This is a genomic window from Pseudomonas sp. SIMBA_041, assembly GCF_046535095.1.
In the GTDB taxonomy this organism is placed as follows: domain Bacteria; phylum Pseudomonadota; class Gammaproteobacteria; order Pseudomonadales; family Pseudomonadaceae; genus Aquipseudomonas; species Aquipseudomonas mucoides.
In genome coordinates, this window is the sequence record NZ_JAWRXJ010000003.1 from 78,017 (window position 1) to 102,371 (window position 24,355).

Genomic DNA, 24,355 nt, shown 5'->3' on the forward strand with positions numbered 1-24,355 from the left:
CCAAAGATGGATCGGATGTACCGGCCTCTTCGCGAGCAGGCTCGCTCCCGCAGGTAATCATTGTGTTTGGGCTCAGCGGCTTTTTCGATTTCAACAGGAGTTTCAAATGGCGAAGAAACCCAAGGCAGCCACCTTCATCAAGGACCCGCTCTGGTACAAGGACGCGGTGATCTACCAGGTTCACGTCAAATCATTTTTCGACTCCAACAATGACGGGATCGGCGACTTTCCCGGCCTGATCGCCAAACTCGACTACATTGCCGACCTCGGCGTCAACACCATCTGGCTATTGCCGTTCTACCCCTCGCCACGCCGCGATGATGGCTACGACATCGCCGAGTACCGAGGTGTCCACGCCGACTACGGCACGATGGCCGATGCCAAGCGCTTCATCTCTGAAGCCCATGAACGCGGCCTGCGTGTGATTACCGAACTGGTCATCAACCACACCTCGGACCAGCACGCCTGGTTCCAGCGTGCGCGCAAGGCCAAACCCGGCTCGGCGGCGCGGGACTTTTACGTCTGGTCCGATGACGACCACAAGTACGACGGCACCCGGATCATCTTTCTCGACACCGAGAAATCCAACTGGACCTGGGACCCGGTGGCCGGCCAATACTTCTGGCACCGTTTCTACTCCCACCAGCCGGACCTGAATTTCGATAACCCGCAGGTCATGAAAGCCGTGCTCTCGGTGATGCGCTACTGGCTCGACATGGGCATCGACGGCCTGCGGCTGGACGCCATTCCATACCTGATCGAACGGGACGGCACTAACAACGAAAACCTCCCCGAGACCCACGACGTCCTGAAGCAGATCCGCGCCGAGATCGACGCCAATTACCCGGACCGCATGCTGCTGGCCGAAGCCAATCAATGGCCGGAAGACACGCAACTGTATTTCGGTGAAACCGACGCCCAGGGCTTGAATGGCGACGAATGCCACATGGCCTTTCACTTCCCGTTGATGCCGCGCATGTACATGGCGCTGGCCCAGGAAGATCGCTTCCCGATCACCGACATCCTGCGCCAGACCCCGGAGATCCCGGCCAATTGTCAGTGGGCGATTTTCCTGCGCAACCACGATGAGCTGACCCTGGAAATGGTCACCGACAAGGAGCGCGATTACCTGTGGAATTACTACGCGGCCGACCGTCGGGCGCGAATCAACCTGGGGATTCGCCGTCGACTGGCGCCGCTGGTGGAGCGAGATCGCCGTCGCGTTGAGCTGCTCAATAGCCTGCTACTGTCGATGCCCGGCACGCCAACCCTGTATTACGGCGATGAAATCGGCATGGGCGACAACATCTACCTCGGCGACCGCGATGGCGTGCGCACGCCGATGCAGTGGTCGATTGACCGCAACGGCGGGTTCTCCCGCGCCGACCCGGCGAGCCTGGTGTTGCCACCGATCATGGACCCGCAATACGGCTACCTGTCGGTCAACGTCGAAACCCAGGCTGGCGATCCGCATTCGCTGCTCAACTGGACCCGACGCATGCTCGCGGTGCGCAAACAGTCCAAGGCGTTCGGGCGCGGTACGTTGAAAATGCTTTCGCCGAGCAACCGCCGGATTCTGGCCTACACCCGTGAATTCACTGGCGAGGATGGCAAGCACGAAATCATCCTCTGTGTAGCCAACGTCTCGCGCAGTGCCCAGGCGGCGGAACTCGACCTGTCGGCGTACGTCGGCATGGTGCCGGTGGAGATGCTCGGTGGTAATGCGTTCCCTCCGATTGGACAGTTGAATTTCCTCCTGACCCTGGCGCCATACGGCTTCTATTGGTTCGGGCTCGCGGCGGAAAACCAGATGCCGAGCTGGCACGTGGAACCGGCACAAAGCCTGCCGGACTTCACCACGCTGGTGTTGAAGAAACGCATGGAAGAACTGCTCGAAACGCCGTCTCGCGGCACGCTGGAACAAGGCATTCTGCCGAATTGGCTACAGAACCGCCGCTGGTTTGCCGGCAAGGACGCGGCCATCGAACAGGTCAACCTGGCCTATGGCGTACGCTTCGGCGATCCGCTGCACCCGGTGCTGTTGAGCGAAATCGAAGTCACCAGCGCCGGCCAGACCCACCGCTACCAGTTGCCATTCGGCTTTATTCCCGAAGATCAGGTCGGCGCCGCACTGCCTCAGCAGCTGGCGTTGTCGCGGGTGCGTCGGGGCCGTCAGGTGGGTTTGATTACTGATGCCTTCAGCCTCGAACCCTTTATCCATGCCGTGCTGGCTGGTATGCAGAACGAGACGGTGTTGCCGTCGAGCGCGGGTGACATCCGCTTCGAGCCGACCGTGGAGCTGGCGAAACTCGGACTGACGCAAGAGTCGCCTGTTCGCTATCTGTCGGCCGAGCAATCCAACAGTTCGGTGGTGATCGGCAACAGCCTGGTGCTCAAACTGATCCGCAAACTCGCCTCGGGCGTGCACCCGGAACTGGAAATGAGCGCCTACCTGACCAACGCCGGGTTCCAGAACATCTCGCCACTGCTGGGCTCGGTGGTGCGCCGTGACGAACACGGCGAAGACACCTTGTTGATGATCGCCCAGGGTTATTTGAGCAATCAGGGTGATGCCTGGGAATGGACCCAGAACAACCTTGAACGCGCGCTGCGTGACGAGTTGGCTGATGCGATCTCCGAGCAGGAACAGCACTACAACGCCCTCGGTGAGCTGAGGGATTTTGCCGGCATGCTCGGCCAGCGCCTGGGGGAAATGCACCAGGTGCTGGCAGCGCCGACCCAAGACAAGGACTTCGCGCCGCAGGTGACGACGGCGAAAGAGGCACTGGCCTCGGCCAAGGACGTGGCGGCGCAGCTGGAGCACGCGCTCAAGTTGCTCAAGCAGCATCAAAATCAACTGAACCCGGCGGACCAAGCCTTGGTCAGTCGTTTACTGGACGAGAAAAAAGCCATCCTCAGCCACGTTCAGGAACTGGGCAGGAAAGCCGTCGGTGGCTTGCGCATCCGCGTCCACGGCGACTTGCACCTGGGCCAGGTGTTGGTGATCAAGGGCGATGCCTACCTGATCGATTTCGAGGGTGAGCCGGCGCGGCCGCTGCGTGAACGACGGGGCAAGCACAGCCCGTACAAAGACGTCAGCGGCGTGTTGCGTTCATTCGATTACGCCGCCGCGATGACGATCAATGTGCACAACGTCGACAACACGGCTGAGGCTCAGGGGGCGCGCCATCGGGTCGCCGAGCGTTACCTGATTGAAGCAAAACAGGCATTTGTCGACGCTTATCGGCTGGCGGCAGCTAGTCTTGCTCATGCGTGGCAAGATCCGGAAGGCGAGGACGCCGCGCTGGCGTTGTTCGGTCTGGAGAAGGCGGCCTATGAAGTGGCGTATGAGGCCGAAAATCGACCCACTTGGCTGCCGGTGCCGTTGCACGGTTTGTATGGATTATTAAGTGGGCTTAAACCCTTTTCCGATCTTGGTGGAGAGTAGTCATGAGTTTCTCGAACAAGGAACAGGGTCACGCTAAAGAGGCGTTACTGCCCAGATCGCGGGACATCGACGCGCTGGTGCGCGCCGAGCATCACGACCCCTTTGCAATTCTCGGCCCCCATGGCGATGGCGCCGGTGGGCAATTCATTCGTGCCTATCTGCCGGACGCCTTGAGCGTGCAAGTGTTGGCCAGGGACTCCGGGGAAGAGCTCGGCCACCTTGAAGCCACCCAGACACCGGGGCTGTTTGTCGGGCATTTCGACCGCGCCCAGGCGTACCTGTTGCGCACCCGTTGGGCCGGTGGCGAACAAGTCAGCGAAGACCCTTACAGCTTTGGCCCGCTGCTCGGCGAGATGGATTTGTACCTGTTTGCCGAAGGCAATCACCGCGACCTGAGCAGTTGCCTCGGCGCGCAGTTGAAGACGGTCGACGGCGTCGACGGCGTGCGTTTCGCCGTGTGGGCGCCCAACGCCAAGCGCGTGTCGGTGGTCGGTGATTTCAACAACTGGGACGGTCGTCGCCATCCCATGCGTCTGCGCCATCCGACCGGGGTCTGGGAGCTGTTCATCCCGCGTCTGCGAGCCGGTGAGGCGTACAAATACGAAATCCTCGGCAGCCACGGCATATTGCCGCTCAAGGCTGACCCGATGGCGTTGGCCACTACCTTGCCGCCAGACACGGCCTCGAAAGTCGCTTCGCCGCTGAACATCGACTGGCAGGATCAGGCGTGGATGGCGTCGCGTGGCGAACGTCAGCGACCTACGGCGCCGCTGTCGATCTACGAACTGCATGCCGGTTCCTGGCAATGTGAGCTGGACGATCTGGGCGAGGTCGCCCGCCAGTACACCTGGCACGAGTTGGGTGAGCGGCTGATTCCGTATGTGAAGGACTTGGGCTTCACTCACATCGAACTGATGCCGATCATGGAGCACCCGTTTGGCGGCTCGTGGGGTTATCAACTGCTGTCGCAATTCGCCCCCAGCGCCCGTTACGGTTCGCCGGATGACTTTGCCGCGTTCGTCAACGCCTGCCACCAGGCGGAAATCGGCGTGATTCTCGATTGGGTGCCGGCGCATTTTCCGACCGACACCCACGGCCTGGCGCAATTCGACGGCACGGCGTTGTATGAATACGGCAACCCGCAGGAAGGTTTTCATCAGGACTGGGACACGCTGATCTACAACCTCGGCCGCACCGAAGTGCACGGTTACATGCTGGCTTCAGGGTTGCACTGGCTCAAGCATTTCCACGTCGATGGGCTGCGTGTCGATGCGGTGGCGTCGATGCTCTATCGCGATTACTCGCGCAAGGCTGGAGAATGGGTGCCGAACCGCCACGGCGGTCGTGAAAACCTCGAAGCCATCGACTTCTTGCGTCACCTCAACGACGTGGTGGCGCTCGAGGCGCCGGGTGCGCTGGTCATCGCCGAAGAGTCCACCGCATGGCCGGGTGTCAGCCAAAGCACGCAACAGGGCGGTCTGGGCTTTGCCTACAAATGGAACATGGGCTGGATGCACGATTCGCTGCATTACATCCAGCAGGACCCGGTGTACCGCGCCCATCATCACAACGAATTGAGTTTTGGCCTGGTGTACGCCTGGTCCGAGCGTTTCATCCTGCCGATTTCCCACGATGAAGTGGTCCACGGCAAGCACTCGCTGATCGACAAGATGCCCGGCGACCGCTGGCAGAAGTTTGCCAATTTGCGCGCCTACTTGAGCTTCATGTGGACGCACCCGGGCAAGAAGCTGTTGTTCATGGGCTGCGAATTTGGCCAATGGCGCGAGTGGAACCACGATCAGCAACTCGACTGGTACCTGCTGCAATACCCCGAGCACAAAGGGGTGCAGAAGCTGGTCGGCGACCTCAATCGGCTGTACCGCGAAGAGCCGGCGCTGCATGAGCAGGACGATGCCCCGCAAGGCTTCCAGTGGCTGATCGGAGACGATGCGATCAACAGCGTCTACGCGTGGTTGCGCTGGAGCAAGGAGGGGCGGCCGGTGCTGGTCGTGGCCAACTTTACGCCGGTGCCGCGTGAGGGCTATCGCGTCGGCGTACCGTTTGCCGGGCGCTGGACCGAATTGATCAACAGCGATGCGGCGATGTATGCCGGTTCCAATTATGGCAACAGTGGCGGGGCGTTTACGGAGGAGGAACCGAGCCATGGGCAGGCACTGTCGCTGGTATTGAATCTGCCGCCGCTGGCGGTATTGATCTTGCGGCCTGAGGGCTGATCTGAGACCGAGTCGCTCCCATCGCGGGCAAGCCACGCTCCCACAGGGGTACGCATTCCAACTGTGGGGGCGAGGCTTGCTCGCGAAGGCGTCAGCCCTGACAAAGCCTCTTTTGATGTCTGGCGCTCACCACCGCATCCGCACCCCCAGACTCCCGATCAACCCATTCAAATCATTGTCATCCACATCACTGCTGTAATCCGCACTGACGTAGAAACTCACCGCTGGCGTGACCTTGGCCACCAATCCCAGCCCCACCTCAACCGTGGATGAATTGCGGCTGCTGCTGATCTTGTCGACCTGATCGAGGGTCACGGTATTGCCGGTGTACACGGTGTGCCACAAGTTGGTCCGCACGTAGGGTTCGACGCCCAGGCCATTGATGTCGTAACTCCCTTTCAATCGCGCACCGACCCGGCCGCTCCAGGACGTCAGGTCGCTGGATGACGCGTTCCCTGAGCCGGCATACGGCGTATCCAGTGTGATGCGTTGATTGATCAACTGAGCCTGGGGTTCGACGACCCAGTTCTCACTCAGGCCAATCGGGAAACCGCCTTCCACCGACAACGTCATCGCACTGCCTTCGGTGGCTTGCCGCGCGCCCTGGTCATTTCGGCTGAAGCCGTTGACCCGGCCACCGCTGGCGGTCAAATCCACGTGCCAGCCTTGAGGGCCGGTCAGGCTCCAGTAAGCACCGAGACTCTGGCCTTGAAGGTTGAGGGTATCGTTGTTGGGGTCGGCCAGGGCTGGACTGGTCAGCAAGCCGTTGCTGTTGCCTTGTAATCGGGTGGTGCCGCCGACCAGTCCGACCTGCTGGGTATGACCGCTACCACTCTGTAAGGTGAGGATCGCCGGCCCTTTGAATTCAGTGCTGCCCGTGATCGAAGAGCCCTGTGACAGAAAATCGGTTTGCGCCTGCCGCGACGGCTTGCCGTAGACCTGGTCCCAGGTCGAAGGCGCTTCGTCTTCGATGGTCAGGTGTGAACTTCGACTATCGGACGCGGCGCCGAAGTGACCGGGGTACAGCGAGGTGAAATGCGTGGTTGGCAAGGTGAGGACGGGAACATCCTGGCGATACCATGGAAGGGTTTCTTCCTCCGCGGGTGCCGCCTGGGCCTCGAGGGTCGAGCACAGCAGGATAGAGCTCGAGACAGTGCAAAAAGTGACTTTTATCTCTTGTTGGGTGAATGAAGTCTTCATGGGGGTCTACCTTGCAATCGCATGCGGTATCTCGCTGTGGCGTCTCTCCTACCCCGAATGAGGGGCGGCCGAATGGAGTGAGGGCAAGCCGCTGGGCGCCCGGATTGGCGGGTGTCTGGGGGGATGCCCCCTGATGGTACTTCGGGGGTAGTAAGGTGTAGCTAAGAAGACCGTTGACGGTGCGTCAAGAAAATGCCCGATAAATGGTATGGGTATTTTAGGCGCTGCAAGTGACTGATTTTCGACGCAGATCTAAGCGCTTGTTTGTTCGACAAAACGTCAAGAAAGCCGCTAATCAGAGCTTTTACTCAATTGCTAGAGGTGTACCTCCACCGCCAGCGGCAGGTGATCCGACAGGTGCGTCCAGGGTTTATTGCCGAGGATTCGTGGTTCATGGCTACTGGCATTGCGCAGGTAAATCCGGTCCAGGCGCAGCAACGGAAAACGCGCGGGGTAGGTTTTGGCCGGTCGCCCGTTATGGCGTTCGAACGCTTCGTGCAGGTAGTCGCGACGGGCGAGGGCGGCATTGCCGTGCAACTGCCAGTCGTTGAAATCGCCGGCAATAATCACCGGGGCATCGTCGGGCAGGGAGTCCAGCAGTTGGCAGAGGAGCTGCAACTGCAACTGACGATGACTTTCGAGCAGGCTCAGGTGTACGCAAATCGCATGCACTTCAGCGTGCCCAGGCACCTCCAGCACGCAATGTAACAACCCGCGTCGTTCGGGACCGGTGATTGACACGTCAAGGTTACGGAACTCGCGGATCGGGTATTTCGACAGCAAGGCATTGCCGTGGTGGCCATCCGGGTAGACGGCATTGCGCCCATAGGCGAAATCGCTCCACATGCTGTCGGCGAGGAATTCGTATTGCGAGGTCTGCGGCCAGTTGTAATAACGCGAAGAGTGCCGATCGTGTTCGCCGACCACTTCTTGCAGGAACACAAGATCTGCCGACGTACTGCGCACCGCCTCGCGCAGCTCCGGGAGGATGAAACGCCGGTTGAAGGCGGTGAAGCCCTTGTGCGTATTGACCGTCAGCACCCTCAGGCGATGAATCGCCGGGGACGGCTTGAGGGTGGCCCGCTGCTCGGAATCGCTGGTCACGATGGCTCCTCTGAAATTTGGCTGCTTATGCATGCGACTGATGCAGTGCCGTGCAGTTCAGCGGGATCCTCGCATTACCGCGATTTTGGGTTTTGCGGTGTGTCAGACGAAGACGATTTCATAGGGCAAGCGCATGCGGTCCAGGATCACCCGGGGCAGCAGCGGTGCGATGCCCAAGGCCGGTTCGCCGTCGAGCTGGCTGGCGTAGGCATGGGTGGCGTGGCTTTTGCGCGCGACCGTCCAGGTGTCGAGGCGGACTTTGCGGGCCCGATGCCAGGGCATCAGCCCCTGGTCACGAGCCGGCCAGTGCCAGGCCCACACCGGTATTTCATGGAATGTCGCACCGACCATGCTCGCCGCAGCGGCGCTGGCACGGCCGACGGCGTCGTGGTCGGGCGTGCCGTCTTCGCGCCAGGTGCTGAACACCACGTCGCCGGGACGCAGGTAGCGGGCGATGAAACGGGTCAGTTGCGTCTCGTATTCCGCCAGGACGAAATCAGTGAAGCCCCCCCGAATCCATTTCAGGCTGTGCATCGGCAAGCCGAGCCGGCGCAAGGCCTCGACGCTTTCCTGACCGCGAAACACGCTTAGGCGCTTTTCCGACCATTGTTGTGAGCCCGGTTGAGTGGCACTGCCATCGGTGACCGAGATCAATTGAAGGGGATGACCGAGGGTCGAGAGCAACTGCAACAGGCCGCCGCAGGTGACCACTTCATCGCCGGGATGCGGCGCGATCACCACGGCGCGAGCGCCGGCGGGGACCAGGGTCTGGGTGTTGATGACGGGGATGTTGTCCAGTTGCAGCGCGCTGTTCCAGATTTGTGCTGGCTGGCTGCTGTCGATGATGGAGACGGATTTCATCGGGCTACGTCCTTGTTCTGTTTGATAGCAATGTGCGACTTCTCCGTACCCTGGATCGTCGCGTGCTGAGTATTGCTCAAGTAATCCTATTCGTCGCGTAACGGTTCCACCTAAGCCGGTTTTTTTTAGTCGATCTTTGCCAGATCGTGTAAATAGTCGCCGAAACCACCCCGAGCGCGACTGTCCAGGCGGGCGCTGGTGAGCACTTGCGGGCGATGACTCCAGGCAATTTTCGCGCCGCAGCGCTCCAGTTGTCGCACCAGTTGCACATCTTCATGGCAGGCCAGCGGTTCGAACCCGCCGGCGCGCCGATAGGCGTCGGCACTGATGCCCAGGTTGGCGCCGTGAATGTGCCGATGGCCGTCGCGGGCGTGGTAATGCTGGTGGTAGCGAATCTGTGCCGATTCGTCGAATGACTCGTGCCACGCATCGACCGTGACCGTGCCGCACACCGCGTCCGCATCCAGGGACAACTGCGCCACCAGCCAATCCTGCGCGACTCGACTGTCGGCGTCTGAGCAGGAAATCCAGCGCACCCCCAATGCCAGCAGAAAGCTTGCCCCGACCGCGCGTGCCTGGCCGACGTTGCGGGCCTCGATGCTCAGACTGTGGACCGGGTAGCGCTGGACAATCTCGCCCGATCGATCGGTGCAACTGTCGAGCACCACCAGCACCGCGACGCTTTCACCGCGCAGCAACTCATGTTGCGACGCACACAGGGCGGCTTGCAGGCAGTCGGCGAGCAAGTCTTCTTCGTTATGCGCGGGGATCAGAATGCCAATCATCGCAGGCCCTCAAGTGTCGCCACGGAGCGCGGTTCGCGGCTCCAGAGCTCCAGCAGGAAATCCGCTTCCTGATGCAAGACCAGACGCGGCAACGGCAAGTGTTCGTGGAGCAAGTCGTGCACTTGTCGTGCGTTCAACGGGCAGCCGTCGATGGGCGGGCGCCAGTGGCAGGCCAGCAGTTGGCCGTCGGCGGTGAGTGACTGTTCGGCTTGTTGGATCAGGCGTTTCAAGTCCTCGGCATCGAGGTAGTAACCGATTTCACTGAGCACGATCAGGTCGAATTTTTCCTCCGGCCAATCGACTGGCAAGCGCGCGTGGCGCACTTCGGCGTGATCGAACGGGCCGAGGCGGGTGCGCGCCAACGCAACGGCTGCGGCGGCGGTGTCGCAGCACAGCAGGCGATCGCAACGGCTGGCCAGTTCAAAACTCAGTTCGCCATTGGCGCAGCCGGGTTCAAAGATCGCGCGGTAATGCGCACGGGGCAGGGCGGCGAGGGTGATGGCGCGTTTGCGTTGCTCGTACCAGCGCTGACGAAACGCCCACGGATCATCGTTACCGGCAAACAAGCCGTCGAAATAACGATCGTCGACACTCATAGGAACACCACCTCGAACGGCTGCAACAGGCGGTCCAGCACGTAGGGCGCCAGTACGGGCGGCAGGCCGATGTGCGGGTCACCTTCCAATTGGCTGGCGAAGGCGTGAATCGCATGGCGTTTGCGCGCGATCAGCGGCGGTGTCAGGAGGATTTTTCGTGCGCGGTGCCACGGTACAAACGCGTCTTCCGGCGTTGCCCAGTGCCAGGTCCACACCGGCAGTTCATGCAGGGTTGCACCGACGCGTCTGGCGGCGGTGGCACTGGCTCGCCCCACGGCTTCATGATCGCAATGGCCGTCTTCGCGCCAGGTCGTGAACACCACGTCGTTGGGGCGCAGATGCTGTTCGATGAACGCGCTCAACTCGATTTCGCGCGCGGCGACCTGGCTATCGCTAAAACCGCCGCGCAGCCATTTCAGCTGGTGCAGCGGCAAACCGAGACGGCGCAGCGCTTCAGCCGATTCTTGCGGACGCACGGCGCTCAGACGTTCCACGGGCCAGCGTGTCGAACCGGGATGACTGGCGCTGCCATCGGTGACCGAAATCAGTTGCAACGCCCGACCCGCCGCCGCAAGCACTTGCAGGAAACCACCGCAGCCCAGCACTTCATCGTCCGGGTGCGGAGCGATGATCACCGCGCGGGCGCCTTCTGGCACCAGGCTGAGGATGTCAATCACCGGTAATTGCGCCAGATGAAGGGAGGTTTGCCACAAGTGCAGGGGCGTGCCCTGGCCGACGATGGGGTTGGTTTTCATAACGTCCATGTTCCGTTGATGGTGTGTTTGCCCAGTGCGGCAAGGTCCCGCTCGGCATGGCTTTGTCGCAGGAACACCGGCAGGTCGGCAATCAGCCGGGCGAATTGCCGGTCCTTGCAGTAAGGCCCGGCGCCGAGGGCGTGGCCGACGTGCAGGATCACCTGTTCGGCGGCCTGTTCGACCACCGCCCGGGCGCGGCGAGCCAGCAACTCGGCGTTATCCAGCGGCGAAGCGTCGATGCTCATGGCGCTGGCGCGCAACACCTGCGCGGCGGCGAAAAGAGCACGGTCGACCGCGCCGAGGTGGGCGAGGGCGTGGGGTTCTTCACGTTGCGCACAGTGCGTGCGCAGGCGTTCGGCGAGGCTGCGTGCGGCGCCGTACCAGCAGGCGGCAATGCCGATCCCGCCCTGCCAGAAACCGGGCCGTTGCAAGTAATCACCGGGTTGGCCAATGAGGTGCGTGTCAGCATCGTCGAACAGCACGTCGACGCTGCCGGTGGCGGCCATGCCGACGGCTTGCCAGCCTTGATCCGTCACGCTGACGCCGGGTTGATCCAGTGCCACCGCGACCAATTGCTGACAGTCGTTTTCATCCCACGCGGTGAGCAAGGCATGGCTCAACACCGCCGCGCCCGAGCACCAGGCTTTGCGCCCGTTCAGCAAACCTTGGGGGCTGACCCGCACCCGCGCATTCGGCGGTTCAGCGGCCCACATGCCCCACGTGCTACCGGGTGTGGGCTCGCCACCCCGTTGCGCGATGATTGCGAGCGCATCGGTGTGACCTTCGTACAGTTTGCACAACCCCAGATCATGCCCGCCTACCTCGGCCAAACGCTGAAAGCGCTGCAGCGTCCGACCACTGCCCGGCAGCGGAAGCTGATCCAGTCCAGCTTCCACCAGCGCCCGCAGGCAACGACCTAACGCCTGAGTGTCAGCGTAATCCGCGGGTTGGCGAGCGAGAAACGCCTGAAGGTCCATTTCACTCTTCTTCCTCATGCTGCAATTCGAACAGCAGCAGCGAACGCCCGGTCACTGAATATTCGTGGCCGATTTCAAAGCGTTCCTGCCCGCGAATCGACGGTTGATTGGTGTCGATCATGCAGGTCCAGAACCCGCCGTCTGGCACTTCCGGCAAGGTGAAGTTGACGATGTCGTGGTGCGCATTGACCACCAGCAACAGGGTCGCGTCAGCACCTTTGCGGCGGATGCCGGTTTCCTGAGCGCGGCCATCAAGCAAGATCCCGAGACAACGGCCGTGGGCCTCGCCCCATTGGTCCTGGGACATTTCACTGCCGTCCGGCGCGAGCCAGGTGATGTCCTTGACCCCGATGTCCTCGTTGTAATTGCCCACCAGGAAGCGCCCGCGACGCAGGATCGGGTAGGCCAGGCGCAACTTGATCAGACGTTTGACGAACTTGAGCAGCGCCTTGCCGTCCTCGCTGAAGTCCCAGTTGACCCAGCCGATCTCGCTGTCTTGGCAGTAGGCGTTGTTGTTGCCTTCCTGAGTACGGGCGAATTCGTCGCCGGCCACCAGCATCGGCGTACCCTGGGACAGCAACAGCGTGGCAAAGAAGTTGCGCATTTGCCGTTGGCGCAACTCGTTGATCTCGGGATCGTCGGTCGGGCCTTCGACACCATGGTTCCAGGACAGGTTGTTGTTGCTGCCGTCCTGATTGTTCTCGTCGTTGGCTTCGTTGTGCTTGTCGTTGTACGACACCAGGTCGTTGAGGGTGAAGCCGTCGTGGGCGGTGATGAAATTCAACGAGGCATAAGGCCGGCGGCCGCGCTGGTTGAACATCTCGCCCGAGGCGGTCATGCGGCTGGCGAAATCGGCGAGTTGGCCGTCATCACCTTTCCAGAACGCGCGCACGGTGTCGCGGAACTTGTCGTTCCATTCCACCCAGCCCGGCGGGAAGTTGCCGACCTGATAGCCGCCGGGGCCGCAATCCCACGGTTCGGCAATCATCTTCACCTGGCGCAGCACCGGGTCCTGACGACAGGCCACGAGGAAGCTGTGACGTTCATCGAAACCGTCGTGGTAGCGCCCGAGAATGGTCGCCAGGTCGAAGCGGAAACCGTCGACGTGCATTTCCGTCGCCCAGTAGCGCAAGGAGTCAGTGACCATTTGCAAGACGCACGGATGGCTCAGGTCCAGGGTGTTACCGGTCCCGGAATCGTTGATGTAGAAGCGTTTGTCGTCGGGCATCAAGCGGTAGTATGAGGCGTTGTCGATGCCGCGCATGGACAGGGTCGGCCCTTGTTCATTGCCCTCGGCGGTGTGGTTGTAGACCACGTCGAGAATCACTTCCAGGTTGGCTTCGTGCAGGTGCGCAACCATCTCCTTGAACTCGGCTATCTTGCCGCTGGCCAGATAGCGCGGGTCCGGGGCAAAGAAGGCGATGCTGTTGTAACCCCAATAATTGGTCATGCCTTTGTGCAGCAAGTGCTGGTCATTGACGAACGCATGGATCGGCAGCAACTCAACCGACGACACCCCGAGTTTGCGGATATGTTCCAGCACGTCATCGACCATCAACCCGGCAAAGGTGCCACGCACGTTCTCGGGGACGGAAGGGTGACGCATGCTGATGCCGCGCACGTGGGTTTCGTAAATGATGGTTTTGTCCCACGGCACGCTGACGCGATGGTCGTGGCCCCAGGTGTGCGCCGGGTCGATGACTTTGCATTTGGGCACGAAGGGCGCGCTGTCGCGTTCATCAAAACTGAGGTCGGCGTCGGGGTGGCCGATGGTGTAGCCGAACAGCGCTTCGGACCATTTCAACTGACCGACCAGTTGCTTGGCGTAAGGGTCGATCAGCAATTTGTTGGGGTTGAAACGATGACCATTGGCCGGGTCGTAAGGGCCGTAGACTCGATAACCGTAAATCAGCCCCGGATGGGCGTCAGGCAAGTAGCCGTGGTAGATCTCGTCGGTGTATTCGGGCAGTTCGATCCGTTCAAGTTCCACTTCGCCGGCGTCGTCGAAGATGCACAATTCGACGCGGGTGGCGTTGGCGGAAAACAAGGCAAAGTTGACCCCCAGACCATCCCAGGTTGCGCCCAGCGGGAAGGGCAAGCCTTCACGGATTCGCGAAGCCTCGGCGTGAGGTTCTGGCGCGGATTTTTTTGGCGTGGTCATACGTGCTCCTGCAAGAAAGAATCGGGTGTTTTTCGAGGGCGAGCGCGCCCTCAGTGGCGAGCGAACTCGCCACGTTTGCGATCAGGACAATTCGGTTGGCGCGTCAGGTTATCGGTGGTTTTTTCGCCACGCGAGGCTTCTTCTCGACGGCTTTTTCACCCGGCGGGATCACTTTCGACGCCGCTGCGGGTTTGGCCTTGGCCTTCGGTTTGGCGACGCTGGCTTTACCGTCCAGTGCGCCATTGCCTTTGGCTGCCGCAGGCTTGGCAGCGGTTTTACTGCCACTGGCCTTCGGTGATTTTTTCGGTGCCAGGGCTTCCGCTTCGGCCAGTTTGCGCGCCATCTCCCAGTGGCGGGCTTCCTGACCCTCGGGTTTTCCTTCCGATTCCCAGATCTGATAGGCAAATTCGCGAACGCGTTTATCGTCGGTACTCATCGCAATGCTCCTGAACTGAACTCAAGCTTGGGTAAAGAGTTGGATAAAGAGATTGACCGGGACAACCCCCAGCGCGGCGCTGATGTTCAGCTCCCTGTTTTTTGTGACTGCGACGCTGGAAAAAAGTCCCTTCAGATTTTCATCGGAGGAGGCGAACGGCAATTTGACCCGTGTATCGCCCCACAGCGGCGCATCAATCTGTGGTTGGGCACTGTTTTTCAGCAGTTCGGCGCAGCGTATCGGGACGATCACGATGGCGCGTTTTCCCTCCAGCACGCGGGCAAATGCCAGCACCCGATGGGCCTGACTGCCGATCACTTCAAGGGCCTGATAGCGCCCTCGGGAAAACAGTTCGGCATGCTCGGCGCGCAGGTGCAGCACCTCGGCGATCAGCGTCTGCTTGATGCGCCCGTCACGCCAGCTCGACAACAGTTCGGGCCCCTCCGGTGTCGCTTGAAGGGCTCGTTCACGACTGGCGTAATCCACCGGCCGACGGTTGTCCGGATCGACCAGGCTGAAGTCCCAGAAGTCGTTGCCCTGATAGAGGTCCGGCACCCCCGGCACGGTCATGCGCAGCAAGGTTTGCGCCAAGCCGTTGATGGCGCCGGAAGGCGCAATGGCCTGAACGGCTTTGCCGAGGGCGGCACGTAACAGCTCACCTTCAGGCGCCAGAAACAGTCGCTCGATAAACCCCTGCATCGACTGTTCATACGATTCGTTCGGCGCGCTCCAGCTGCTTTGCAGTTTGGCTTCGCGCAGGGCTTTTTGTTGCCACTGCCAGAGGCGTTTGGCGTAATCCGCCAGCGCTGGTTGATCGTCAATGTGCAGGGTCAACGGCCAACTGCCGAGGATCGCCTGATACAGGATCAACTCATCGCCCGTAGACGGCATGTGGTCGTCGTCGCGCAGCGGTCGGGCGAGCGTGCGCCAGAGCGGGACTTGCTCGGCGTACCAGGCGCTGCGTTCGCTCAACACCGCCAGGCGTGCGCGGGTGTCTTCGCCGCGTTTGTGGTCGTGGGTGGCGGTGGCCAGCAGGTTGTCCGGGAATTCGGCCAGGCGATTGGCGCAGGCCCCATGAAAGTCCGACACCGGGGCGCTGAACTGTTCGGTGCTGAACCCCACGTCATTGCGTGACAGCAATACCGCCGAGCGATAGAACGCGGTGTCTTCTACCGCCTTGGCGGCAGCCGGCGATGTCAGTTGCTGAAAGCGTACGCAGGCATGCTTGAGCATCTTGCGCTGGCGACCCACCGGACGTTTGCGCCACGGTTCGCCGCCGAGCCAACCGGCCAGGCAATCGAGCACTGGCCAATCGGCTTCGCTGAGGGTGTGGCGTGCACCGTCCATGGCCTGCTGGAAAAACACATCGTCTTCAGCGGAGCGGCCACGGGGGCTGATGTAGGTGCGGTACACCGGGAAGTGCACGATCAATTCCTGTGCCGCCCGGCGGATCGCACCGAGGGTCAGGTCGCGGGTCATCAGGTCGTCCCGGGCCACCTGCAGCAAGGCCTGGGCGACACTTTCGAAATCACCGGCCAGCGAGCCATTGAGGATCTGCTGCCGCGCCAGTTGCGCTTCCTGCTGGAAGTCGGCCGGCCGTTCGCTGTAGCGCTGCCAGAGTTCGCCGAGGGTGTGTGCGCCTTGCGGATCGTGTTGCAGCAGCGACAACTGGTTCATGAACTCGTAACCGGTGGTGCCGTCCACCGACCAGTCGCGGTGCAAGGTTTCGCCTTCGCCGAGGATCTTCTCGACGTAGATTGGCAAGTGCCGCCCCGGTGACAGGCGATCGACCCGGCGGCGCAATTTGCGGCAGTAGCCACGGGGATCGGCGAGGCCGTCGATATGGTCGATGCGCAGACCGTCCACCAGCCCCTCAGCCACCAGTTCGAAGATTTTTGCGTGGGTGGCTTCGAACACGGCGGGGCGTTCGACGCGCAGGCCGCCCAGTTCGTTGACATCGAAAAAACGACGCCAGTTGATGTCATCTGCTGCGGTGCGCCAACTGGCCAGACGATAGCTCTGGCGTTCGAGCACGTTGTGCAGGCGTTGGAAACCGTCGGGTGTGAGCGAGTCGTAAGCGCCGAGGTGCTGTTCGATGGACTTGAGCAGCGAAGGAGCGCTGGCCAGTTCGCGCAATTCGGCTTTCAGTGGCACCGCCAGGCTGTGTGCGTCGGTCTGGTAACTCAGGGTGGTGAAGCGTTCCGCCAGTGACTTCAGCGGTTCGACCTCGGTGGGCAGCAACTCGCCGTAGTTCATCGGGCAGATCGGGAAACGGTGGTCGTAATGCTGCACATAAAAGCTGCCGTCCTGCGCATCGAAGCGCAAGGGTAGGGTGCCGTCCTGCAAGGCGATGCCGTAGTCGCTGCCGAGGAACGGCAGCAACAGCTGACCTTCCATCAAGGGGTCTGGCGAGTGCCATTGGATGTCGAAAAACTCGCCGAACGGACTCAGGCGCCCCCATTCCAGCAAGTCGAGCCACCACGGATTATCCGCGCCACCGACGGCCATGTGGTTGGAGACGATGTCGAGGATCAGCCCCATCCGCTGTTCGCGCAGGGCACTGACCAGACGTCGCAGTGCGGGTTCGCCACCCAGTTCGGGGTTGACGGTGGTCGGGTCTACCACGTCGTAGCCATGCATCGAGCCGGCGCGCGCGGCCAGCAGCGGCGAAGCGTAGACGTGGCTGATGCCCAGTCGGGCGAAGTACGGCACCAGCGGCACTGCTTGATCGAGGGTGAAGCCTTTATGAAACTGCAGCCGCAAGGTCGCCCGCAGCGGTTGGATATTCGACGCGGTCATTGGTCACGCTCGCCCGCCTGAAGCCGCGCGCAGGCGAGCAATTCGAGGCGTCGGGCCGCGTCCGGGTCATCGAGCAGGGCTTCGCTGTCGCCGGGCAGGCGTCGTGACCAGTTGGGATGGGCGTCGATGGTGCCGGGCAAGTTGGCCTGCTGTTCAATGCCCAAGGCATCTTCAAGCGGCAGCAACACCAACGGCGCGCGGGTATGCCCGAGGAAACGGACACTGGCGTCGAGCACCTGATCGGTTTCGTGGGACTCTTCGCGAAAGTTCTGTGGGTCCTGGCTCAACACGCGGCGCAGGCCTTCGCGTTCGCGTTCGCGGTGTTGGCGCCACTCGATTTCACTGCTGGCGTCGGTCAGGCCGAGCCGGGCGTTCCAGTCGATGTCACGGCCGTGCCACCAGCCATTGAGCGTCGGCAAGTCATGAGTGCTGGTGGTCGCCAGTGCGTTGTCCGGCCAGTCGAGGATCGGTTTGAAGTGGGCGTTGTCCTGTTCAAACAACAGCACGCGCATGCCGAGGATCGAGCGTGCAATGAGCTTTTCTCGCAGGCCATCCGGCACGGTGCCAAGGTCTTCGCCCAGCACAATCGCTTGATGACGGTGGGACTCGAGCGTGAGCAAACGCAGCAAGTCGTCAACCGGGTAGTACAGGTAGGCGCCATCGCGGGGCAGTGCGCCGTTCGGGATCACCCACAAGCGTTGCAGGCCCATGATGTGGTCGATCCGCAAACCGCCGGCGTGGGCGAAATTGGCGCGGAGCATTTCGATAAACGCACGGAATCCATTGCGCACCAGACCTTCTGGCGAAAACGCAGAGATGCCCCAGCCTTGGCCGGTCCGGTTGAGGATGTCTGGCGGCGCACCCACTGTCAGCGAGGCGAGCAATTCGTCCTGGCGGCTCCAGGCCTGACTGCCACCGCCGTCAGCGCCCACCGCGAGGTCGGCGATCAGGCCAATGCTCATCCCGGCACCGCGGGCCGCGGTTTGCGCGCGCTCCAGGCAGCGGGTGATCAGCCACTGGCAGAAGGCGAAGAAACCGATGCGTGCGGCGTTCTCTTCAGCGAATTCGGCCAAGGCAGCGCTGCGCGGGTCGCGCCATTGCTCGGGCCATTCGCGCCAGTCGAGGCTCTCGCCTTTGGCGGCGCGGGCCTCTTGCAGGGCTTCGAAGCGGCAATGATTTTCCAGTGCTTCGCCCGAGGCATGGCGGAAGCTGCTGAAGTCTTCGTGCAAGGGATGTTCACCGTGGACGAAGCCTTCGTACAACGCCTGCAGAATGCGGTGTTTGGCTCGTGCGGCTACGGGCCAGTCAATCAGCGGCCGTTCTTCAAGCGCTTGCAGTTCGGCGGCAAGCCCCGTGGCGTCAATCGCCGCGCGCATGGCGCGCTCGCCGAGGATCGCACCGGGCGCGGCATACAGGCTGTTGAGAAACAAACGGCTGGAAGGGGAATAGGGGCTGTACCGCTGGGTGTCGCTGCCGAACATGGCGTGCAACGGACTGATCGCCAACGCCTCGGCGCCGCGTTCACCGGCCACCCGTGCAAGGTCTTCCAGCGCCTGGGTGTCGCCGAAACCGCCATCGCCGGCCCGTCGTAGGGAGTACAGCTGCACGCTCAGGCCCCAGGTGCGCGGTATCGGATTGTCGACTGCGTCGCCGACGCTGTAGCAGCGCTCTGGCGCCACCGCCAGGGTGAAGGACTGTCCGTCGATGCTGACGTGTTGGTAGCCGACCGGAATCAGCCCCGGCAGCACTGCTTTTGCATCGAGTTTCAGGTAGATCTTCGAACCGTCTTCGAGGTGGATGTCGCACGGGGTTTCGGGCTCGAAGTAACGCGCCAGATCGAGACCGGCACCGACATCGACCGTCAACAGCGGCGGCAGGCGGTGGGTCTGCTGGACGGCTTGCAGTTCCAGCAGGCTCGCGTCGATTTCCTGGGCACTGCCGGCCGGGTGGCCGAGGCCGGTGAGCACGGCGCGCAGCACCGACGGGCCGACTTTTTGCGGGCGGCCATTGGCGTCGATCCAGTCGACGGCCAGGCCAGCGCGGCTGGCCAGTATTTCAAGTTGCGCATCGCTCATAGGCGCTCTCCATCCGGGGGTAGCAAAGGGGCTGCGGCCGTGAGACTGACTAGCGCGCAATACGGGGCAAGTTTGCCCTCGTGCAACAGGCCGGCCGAGTGGGGCGGGTGTTCGAACAGCAAGATCGTGTCGGCCTGTGGGGTGTGGACCACTGGCGTGTCGCTGAGGTTCAGGTCAATGCGCAGCTCACTGCCATCGCCCAGTCGCCAGCGAGCGCTCACCGCCCCGTGGCCGAGCACGTCGGCGCCCAATGCCTGGGCACCGGGCAGGCGAGGGATGAGGTGCTGATGGCGCAGCTGTAACAGGCGGCGATAGAGGTCGTGAATGGACGGCAGTGCGCTGGCCCCCAGCTTCGGTCGCGACACGTCGAAGGTCCGGGGCGCATTCGGGTCCGGAATCTGTTCACGTTTGTGCGGATCGGCAAAGGCGCTGAATGCCGCAAACTCATTGCGTCGACCTTCGCGCACCAGTTCTGCGAGTTCACCGTGGTGGCTGGTGAAAAACAGAAACGGCGCCTGCGCGGCGAATTCGTCCCCCATGAACATCAGCGGGATCATCGGCGACAACAGCAGCAGTACGGTGGCCGCGTAGAGCGCATCGGGATGAGTCAGTTGATGCAACCGTTCACCTAACGCACGGTTGCCGATCTGGTCATGGTTCTGCAGAAACAGCACGAAGGCGGTCGGCGGCAAGTGACCACTGGGCTCACCTCGCGGCGTGCCGTGGCGATTGAGGTGGCCCTGAAACACAAAGCCCTGGCTCAGGCAGCGGGCCAGTTGTTCGGTGGGCTGCTCGGCATAATCGGCGTAGTAGGCGTCGGTTTCACCGGTCAGCAACACATGCAGGGCGTTGTGGCCGTCATCGTTCCACTGCGCGTCGAAGCCTTTTTCCAGCAGGCTCGCCTCATTGTGCTCGTTTTCCACCATCAGCCACACATGGCGCGAGGGTTCGGTTTGCTGGCGAACGCGCTGCGCCAACTCTTCAAGGAAATCCGGGCTTTCAATGGCGTGCACCGCATCCAGGCGCAAGCCGTCGAAGCGGTACTCCAGCAACCACATCAACGCATTGTCGATGAAGAAATCCCGCACCTCGCGCTGCCGGAAGTCGATGGCCGCACCCCACGGCGTGTGTTTGTCTTCGCGGAAAAAGGCCTTGGCGTAGCGATGCAGGTAATTGCCATCCGGGCCGAAGTGGTTGTAGACCACGTCGAGAATCACCGCCAGGCCAAGGCCATGGGCGGTGTCGATCAGGTGCTTGAGTTGTTCCGGCGAGCCATAGGACGCCTGCGGCGCGTAGGGCAAGACGCCGTCGTAGCCCCAATTGCGATCACCGGGGAATTGCGCCAGCGGCATCAGCTCGATGGCGGTGATGCCCAGTTCGACGAGGCGCGACAAGTGTTGCTCGACCGCACTGAAACCACCGAGCACACCGACGTGCAGCTCGTAGATGATCGCCTCGTTCCATGGCCGGCCCTGCCAGGTATTGTGTTGCCAGCGATAAGCCAGCGGATCGACCACCACGCTGTGGCTGCCAATATCGCCGGCCTGCGCGCGAGAGGCCGGGTCCGGCACCTCCAGCTCGCCATCGATGTTGTAACGGTAGCGGGTGCCCGCGGGGCAGCGGGTCTTGATCACGAACCAGCCGTCAACCTGAGGCAACAGCGGCAAGGATTGTCCATTTTCCAGTTCGACACTGACGTAAAACGCATCCGGCGCCCACAAGGCAAAACGCGTGTGCTCTGCGTCCAGCATGATTGCGCCGTGGGGCCAGGTCTCAAGGGTCCGTAACGGCATCGTTGAAAACCTCTTACTGTCGGCCTGATTTACCCAAGGCCTTGGCCACAAGTTGTTCGTAGAGTTCGGCGTAGGGTTCCACTGCCTTGCACCAGTTGAACGGCGCAGCCATGGCCCGGCACCGCATGGCATGCAGCAGGTCGGGGAAGGCGAACACCTTGAACGCACGGCTCAGGGCTTCCTGATAACTCTCGACGGTGGATTCATCGAAGAGGAAGCCGGTCACGCCATTTTCAATGGTGTCAGCCAGGCCGCCGGTGTTGCGCGCGACCGGCAACGAGCCGAAGCGCTGGGCGTACATCTGGCTCAGGCCGCAGGGTTCGTAGCGCGAAGGCATCAGCAGGAAATCGCTGCCGGCGAACATGCGTCGGGCATCGGTCTCGTTGAAGCCAATGCGCACGCCGATCTGTCCTGGAAAACGCAGGGCCAGTTCACGCATCGCTTGTTCTTCTTCCGGTTCGCCACGGCCGATGATTGCAATCTGCCCGCCGGATTTAACGATGTACTCGGAGACCGCTTCGGTCAGGTCCAGGCCTTTTTGATAGACCAGGCGCGAAACCACGGCAAACAGCGGACCTTCGGAATCGGCCAGGCCGAACAATTCGCGTACGTGCGCGGCGTTCACCGCTTTGCCGTCCCAATCACCAATGCTGAACGGGCGGAACAGGTGCGAATCCGTGGCCGCGTCCCAGCTTTCATCAATACCGTTGGGAATACCGCTGAGCAGGCCTTGCTGGGTCTTGGCAGCGAGAAAACCGTCCAGACCACAGCCGAAGGCCGGTGTGGTGATTTCCTGGGCGTAGGTGGCGCTGACGGTGGTGATGTGGCTCGAGTAGGCCATGCCGGCCTTGAGGAACGACATCTTGCCGTAGAACTCCATACCCTCCTGTTGCAGGGCGTGCGCGGGAATTCCCAGTTCAGGGCAGGAGCCGAGGCTGGTGACGCCTTGATAGGCCAGGTTATGAATGGTGAACAACGTTGGGGTGCGCTGCCCACGCCAGTGCATGTAGGCCGGCGCCAGGCCAGCAGGCCAGTCATGGGCGTGCACCAGATCCGGGCACCAATGAATTTGTGCGAGATTGGCGGCGATATCGGCGGCGGCGAGGCCCAGGCGGGCGAAGCGAATGTGGTTGTCTGGCCAGTCGCGGCCATTGTTGGCGCCGTAGGGCGAACCTTCACGCTCGTAGAGTTCGGGGCAGATCAACACGTAGATGACCAGACCGTCCGGCATGTCCATGCGCCCGATCTTGCAGGGCGGCAGTGCGGCGTGCCCACCCAGTTCACCAATGATGTGGATCGGGTTTTCGCTGTGCAGCACTTGCGGGTAACCGGGAATCAGCACCCGCACATCGTGCAACTGCGCCATGGCCCGTGGCAGGGCGGCGGAGACGTCGCCCAGGCCGCCGGTCTTGACCAGGTCGGCAATTTCGGAGGTGACGAACAACACTTTCTTTCTATTTGGATTCTGACTGGCAGCCGGTGCCAGCGTCTTGGTTCCCGGGACGCTGATGGGGTGCGCGCTCGGTGCATTGACGGCGCTCGATTCGCCGACCTGCTGATGAGCACGCTCTCCCTGAATATCTAAAGCCGCACTAATCATATGAATCTCCCGTGGTGTTGATCTAAAGCTTAGGTCTGGCACAAACGGTGTGGCCAATTCCTGTGGCCGGGCGCAAACGCGCACGCATCGTGGCAAATGCTGCCCAATGCGGTGAAGCAGATGGGTTGGAGGGGCCGTTGCAAGGAATGCACCAGTCGCGTTAGCCCTACCTTTAACCTGACCCCTGGCCAGGACTGAAAGTTTCGAGTTTTTTACAACCAGATGACCGACCGGTTTTACCTCGCGAAATTGAGTCTAGGCCAGATCCTAGAGCGGGGCGGGTCATCTGGTGAAATTGTTCGACAATCAGTTTCAAGAGGGTAAAAGAACCGCGCGCGCAGGGGGAAACGCACCGACGAAGGGCAGGTTTATTTTTGGGAGTGGGTCAAAATGGGACTGGTGAGTCACGAAAATGGGCGAATTGGGAGGGGGTGGTGCACTGTTGCGGTGCGTTTGGTTCGGGTTGATGGGGGTATTTGATGGCCTCATCGCGAGCAGGCTCACGCCTACAGGGGTATGCGGTCCCTTGTAGGCGTGAGCCTGCTCGCGAAGAACGAAAACTCGGTATCAGGTGAACAACCGAATGGGTTTACCCGCCGACCACGCCTGAATGTCTTCGATCATCTGGGAAAAGAACAGCTGGTAGTTCTGCCGGCTCACATACCCCACATGCGGCGTCGCCAGCACATTTTCCAGCGTCCTGAACGGATGATGTTCAGGCAGAGGCTCCACTTCAAACACATCCAGCGCCGCACCGGCCAGGCGATTCTTCTGCAACGCCTTGATCAGCGCTGCTTCATCCACAATCGGTCCACGGGCGGTATTGACCAGCAGTGCCGTGGGTTTCATCCAGTCCAGCGCCTGGGCGTCGACCAGGCCACGGCTGCGGTCGCTGAGCACCAGATGCACCGACAGCACGTCGGCCTGCTCGAACAGTTCCTGCTTGCTGACATAGGTCACGCCGACTTCGGCAGCCGCCTCGCTGGTCAGGTTCTCGCTCCAGGCAATCACCCGCATGCCGAACACTTGCCCGAACTGGGCGACGCGCTTGCCGATGCTGCCGAGCCCGAGGATGGCCAGGGTTTTGCCGTGCAGGTCACCGCCCAGGCCCTGCTGCCAAAAACCCGCGCGCAAGGCGTTGGCTTCGGCCACGAGGTTGCGGGTCGCTGCCATGATCAGCGCCCAGGTCAGTTCCGGTGCAGCATGTTTGTAGCTGTCGGTGCCGCAGACCTGAATCCCCAACGCAGCGGCTGCTTTGAAGTCCAGCGCCGCATTACGCATACCGCCAGTCACCAGCAGCTTGAGTTTTGGCAACCGACGCAGCAGGTCCTCATCGAACCGGGTGCGTTCGCGCATCACGCAAATCACCTCGAAGGCACCCAGACGCTCGGCCAGGGTTTCGTTGTCGGTGGGGTAGTCATGGACGAAACTCACCTCGCCAACGCTGTCCAGCACCGACCAGTCCACCACGTCGCGTGCGACGTCCTGCCAGTCATCGATCACCGCAATCTGCACCGCCATCAGCCTTACC

16 protein-coding genes are annotated in these 24,355 nt (G+C 61.7%); 2 read left to right on the top strand and 14 right to left on the bottom strand.

Annotated features, from left to right (window positions below):
* Positions 1 to 106 precede the first annotated feature (106 nt).
* Positions 107 to 3,448 (top strand): maltose alpha-D-glucosyltransferase, encoded by a 3,342-nt coding sequence (treS, locus tag SB725_RS07550; RefSeq protein WP_027923461.1) that lies wholly within the window; start codon positions 107 to 109, stop codon positions 3,446 to 3,448.
* 2 nt (positions 3,449 to 3,450) lie between these two features.
* Positions 3,451 to 5,682: a 1,4-alpha-glucan branching protein GlgB gene (gene glgB, locus SB725_RS07555; RefSeq protein ID WP_027923462.1), complete on the top strand. Its 2,232-nt coding sequence runs from the start codon at positions 3,451 to 3,453 to the stop codon at positions 5,680 to 5,682.
* A 126-nt stretch (positions 5,683 to 5,808) separates the two neighbouring features.
* Here the strand turns inward: glgB and SB725_RS07560 are convergent, their stop codons facing one another.
* From SB725_RS07560 to SB725_RS07625, 14 genes are all read right to left on the bottom strand, one after another.
* Entirely contained in the window at positions 5,809 to 6,882 is a 1,074-nt protein-coding gene (locus SB725_RS07560; protein ID WP_027923463.1) for an autotransporter outer membrane beta-barrel domain-containing protein, read from the bottom strand.
* A gap of 315 nt (positions 6,883 to 7,197) precedes the next feature.
* Positions 7,198 to 7,986 (bottom strand): endonuclease/exonuclease/phosphatase family protein, encoded by a 789-nt coding sequence (locus SB725_RS07565; RefSeq protein ID WP_027923464.1) that lies wholly within the window; start codon positions 7,984 to 7,986, stop codon positions 7,198 to 7,200.
* Positions 7,987 to 8,088: 102 nt separating this feature from the next.
* Entirely contained in the window at positions 8,089 to 8,847 is a 759-nt protein-coding gene (locus SB725_RS07570) for a PIG-L deacetylase family protein (RefSeq protein ID WP_059180926.1), read from the bottom strand.
* Between the two features lie 125 nt (positions 8,848 to 8,972).
* Positions 8,973 to 9,632: a glycosyltransferase gene (locus tag SB725_RS07575; protein ID WP_027923466.1), complete on the bottom strand. Its 660-nt coding sequence runs from the start codon at positions 9,630 to 9,632 to the stop codon at positions 8,973 to 8,975.
* Positions 9,629 to 10,228 carry an SAM-dependent methyltransferase gene (locus SB725_RS07580; protein WP_027923467.1) on the bottom strand — a complete coding sequence of 200 codons (600 nt, stop codon included), beginning with the start codon at positions 10,226 to 10,228 and terminating at the stop codon, positions 9,629 to 9,631. Before SB725_RS07580 ends, SB725_RS07575 begins: the two co-directional genes overlap by 4 nt.
* Positions 10,225 to 10,983, bottom strand: a complete 759-nt coding sequence (locus SB725_RS07585; RefSeq protein ID WP_059180925.1) for a PIG-L deacetylase family protein — start codon at positions 10,981 to 10,983, stop codon at positions 10,225 to 10,227. The genes SB725_RS07580 and SB725_RS07585 overlap by 4 nt, the downstream gene beginning before the upstream one ends.
* Positions 10,980 to 11,960, bottom strand: coding sequence for an acyl-CoA dehydrogenase (locus SB725_RS07590; protein ID WP_410921713.1), 981 nt, complete (start codon positions 11,958 to 11,960; stop codon positions 10,980 to 10,982). Before SB725_RS07590 ends, SB725_RS07585 begins: the two co-directional genes overlap by 4 nt.
* A gap of 1 nt (position 11,961) precedes the next feature.
* Positions 11,962 to 14,121, bottom strand: a complete 2,160-nt coding sequence (gene glgX / locus SB725_RS07595; protein ID WP_410921500.1) for a glycogen debranching protein GlgX — start codon at positions 14,119 to 14,121, stop codon at positions 11,962 to 11,964.
* Between the two features lie 103 nt (positions 14,122 to 14,224).
* Positions 14,225 to 14,557, bottom strand: coding sequence for a DUF2934 domain-containing protein (locus SB725_RS07600; protein ID WP_059180923.1), 333 nt, complete (start codon positions 14,555 to 14,557; stop codon positions 14,225 to 14,227).
* Positions 14,558 to 14,578: 21 nt separating this feature from the next.
* Positions 14,579 to 17,356 carry a malto-oligosyltrehalose synthase gene (locus SB725_RS07605; protein WP_410921501.1) on the bottom strand — a complete coding sequence of 926 codons (2,778 nt, stop codon included), beginning with the start codon at positions 17,354 to 17,356 and terminating at the stop codon, positions 14,579 to 14,581.
* Positions 17,353 to 19,431: a 4-alpha-glucanotransferase gene (malQ, locus tag SB725_RS07610; RefSeq protein ID WP_027923473.1), complete on the bottom strand. Its 2,079-nt coding sequence runs from the start codon at positions 19,429 to 19,431 to the stop codon at positions 17,353 to 17,355. The genes SB725_RS07605 and malQ overlap by 4 nt, the downstream gene beginning before the upstream one ends.
* Positions 19,428 to 21,224, bottom strand: coding sequence for a malto-oligosyltrehalose trehalohydrolase (gene treZ / locus SB725_RS07615; RefSeq protein WP_027923474.1), 1,797 nt, complete (start codon positions 21,222 to 21,224; stop codon positions 19,428 to 19,430). The genes malQ and treZ overlap by 4 nt, the downstream gene beginning before the upstream one ends.
* 13 nt (positions 21,225 to 21,237) lie before the next feature.
* Positions 21,238 to 22,824 carry a glycogen synthase GlgA gene (glgA, locus tag SB725_RS07620; protein WP_027923475.1) on the bottom strand — a complete coding sequence of 529 codons (1,587 nt, stop codon included), beginning with the start codon at positions 22,822 to 22,824 and terminating at the stop codon, positions 21,238 to 21,240.
* Between the two features lie 567 nt (positions 22,825 to 23,391).
* Complete coding sequence (locus tag SB725_RS07625; RefSeq protein ID WP_410921502.1) at positions 23,392 to 24,345, bottom strand: D-2-hydroxyacid dehydrogenase family protein; 954 nt, start codon at positions 24,343 to 24,345, stop codon at positions 23,392 to 23,394.
* Between the last annotated feature and the right edge of the window lie 10 nt (positions 24,346 to 24,355).

Excerpts from the sequence above, each read along its gene's own strand:
- SB725_RS07560 (WP_027923463.1), bottom strand. The coding sequence starts at position 6,882 with ATGAAGACTTCATTCACCCAACAAGAGATAAAAGTCACTTTTTGCACT.
- SB725_RS07585 (WP_059180925.1), bottom strand. The coding sequence starts at position 10,983 with ATGAAAACCAACCCCATCGTCGGCCAGGGCACGCCCCTGCACTTGTGG.
- glgA (WP_027923475.1), bottom strand. The coding sequence starts at position 22,824 with ATGATTAGTGCGGCTTTAGATATTCAGGGAGAGCGTGCTCATCAGCAG.
- SB725_RS07575 (WP_027923466.1), bottom strand. The coding sequence starts at position 9,632 with ATGATTGGCATTCTGATCCCCGCGCATAACGAAGAAGACTTGCTCGCC.
- SB725_RS07605 (WP_410921501.1), bottom strand. The coding sequence starts at position 17,356 with ATGACCGCGTCGAATATCCAACCGCTGCGGGCGACCTTGCGGCTGCAG.
- SB725_RS07580 (WP_027923467.1), bottom strand. The coding sequence starts at position 10,228 with ATGAGTGTCGACGATCGTTATTTCGACGGCTTGTTTGCCGGTAACGAT.
- glgX (WP_410921500.1), bottom strand. The coding sequence starts at position 14,121 with ATGACCACGCCAAAAAAATCCGCGCCAGAACCTCACGCCGAGGCTTCG.
- SB725_RS07590 (WP_410921713.1), bottom strand. The coding sequence starts at position 11,960 with ATGGACCTTCAGGCGTTTCTCGCTCGCCAACCCGCGGATTACGCTGAC.
- SB725_RS07600 (WP_059180923.1), bottom strand. The coding sequence starts at position 14,557 with ATGAGTACCGACGATAAACGCGTTCGCGAATTTGCCTATCAGATCTGG.
- treS (WP_027923461.1), top strand. The coding sequence starts at position 107 with ATGGCGAAGAAACCCAAGGCAGCCACCTTCATCAAGGACCCGCTCTGG.
- treZ (WP_027923474.1), bottom strand. The coding sequence starts at position 21,224 with ATGCCGTTACGGACCCTTGAGACCTGGCCCCACGGCGCAATCATGCTG.
- SB725_RS07625 (WP_410921502.1), bottom strand. The coding sequence starts at position 24,345 with ATGGCGGTGCAGATTGCGGTGATCGATGACTGGCAGGACGTCGCACGC.
- glgB (WP_027923462.1), top strand. The coding sequence starts at position 3,451 with ATGAGTTTCTCGAACAAGGAACAGGGTCACGCTAAAGAGGCGTTACTG.
- SB725_RS07570 (WP_059180926.1), bottom strand. The coding sequence starts at position 8,847 with ATGAAATCCGTCTCCATCATCGACAGCAGCCAGCCAGCACAAATCTGG.
- malQ (WP_027923473.1), bottom strand. The coding sequence starts at position 19,431 with ATGAGCGATGCGCAACTTGAAATACTGGCCAGCCGCGCTGGCCTGGCC.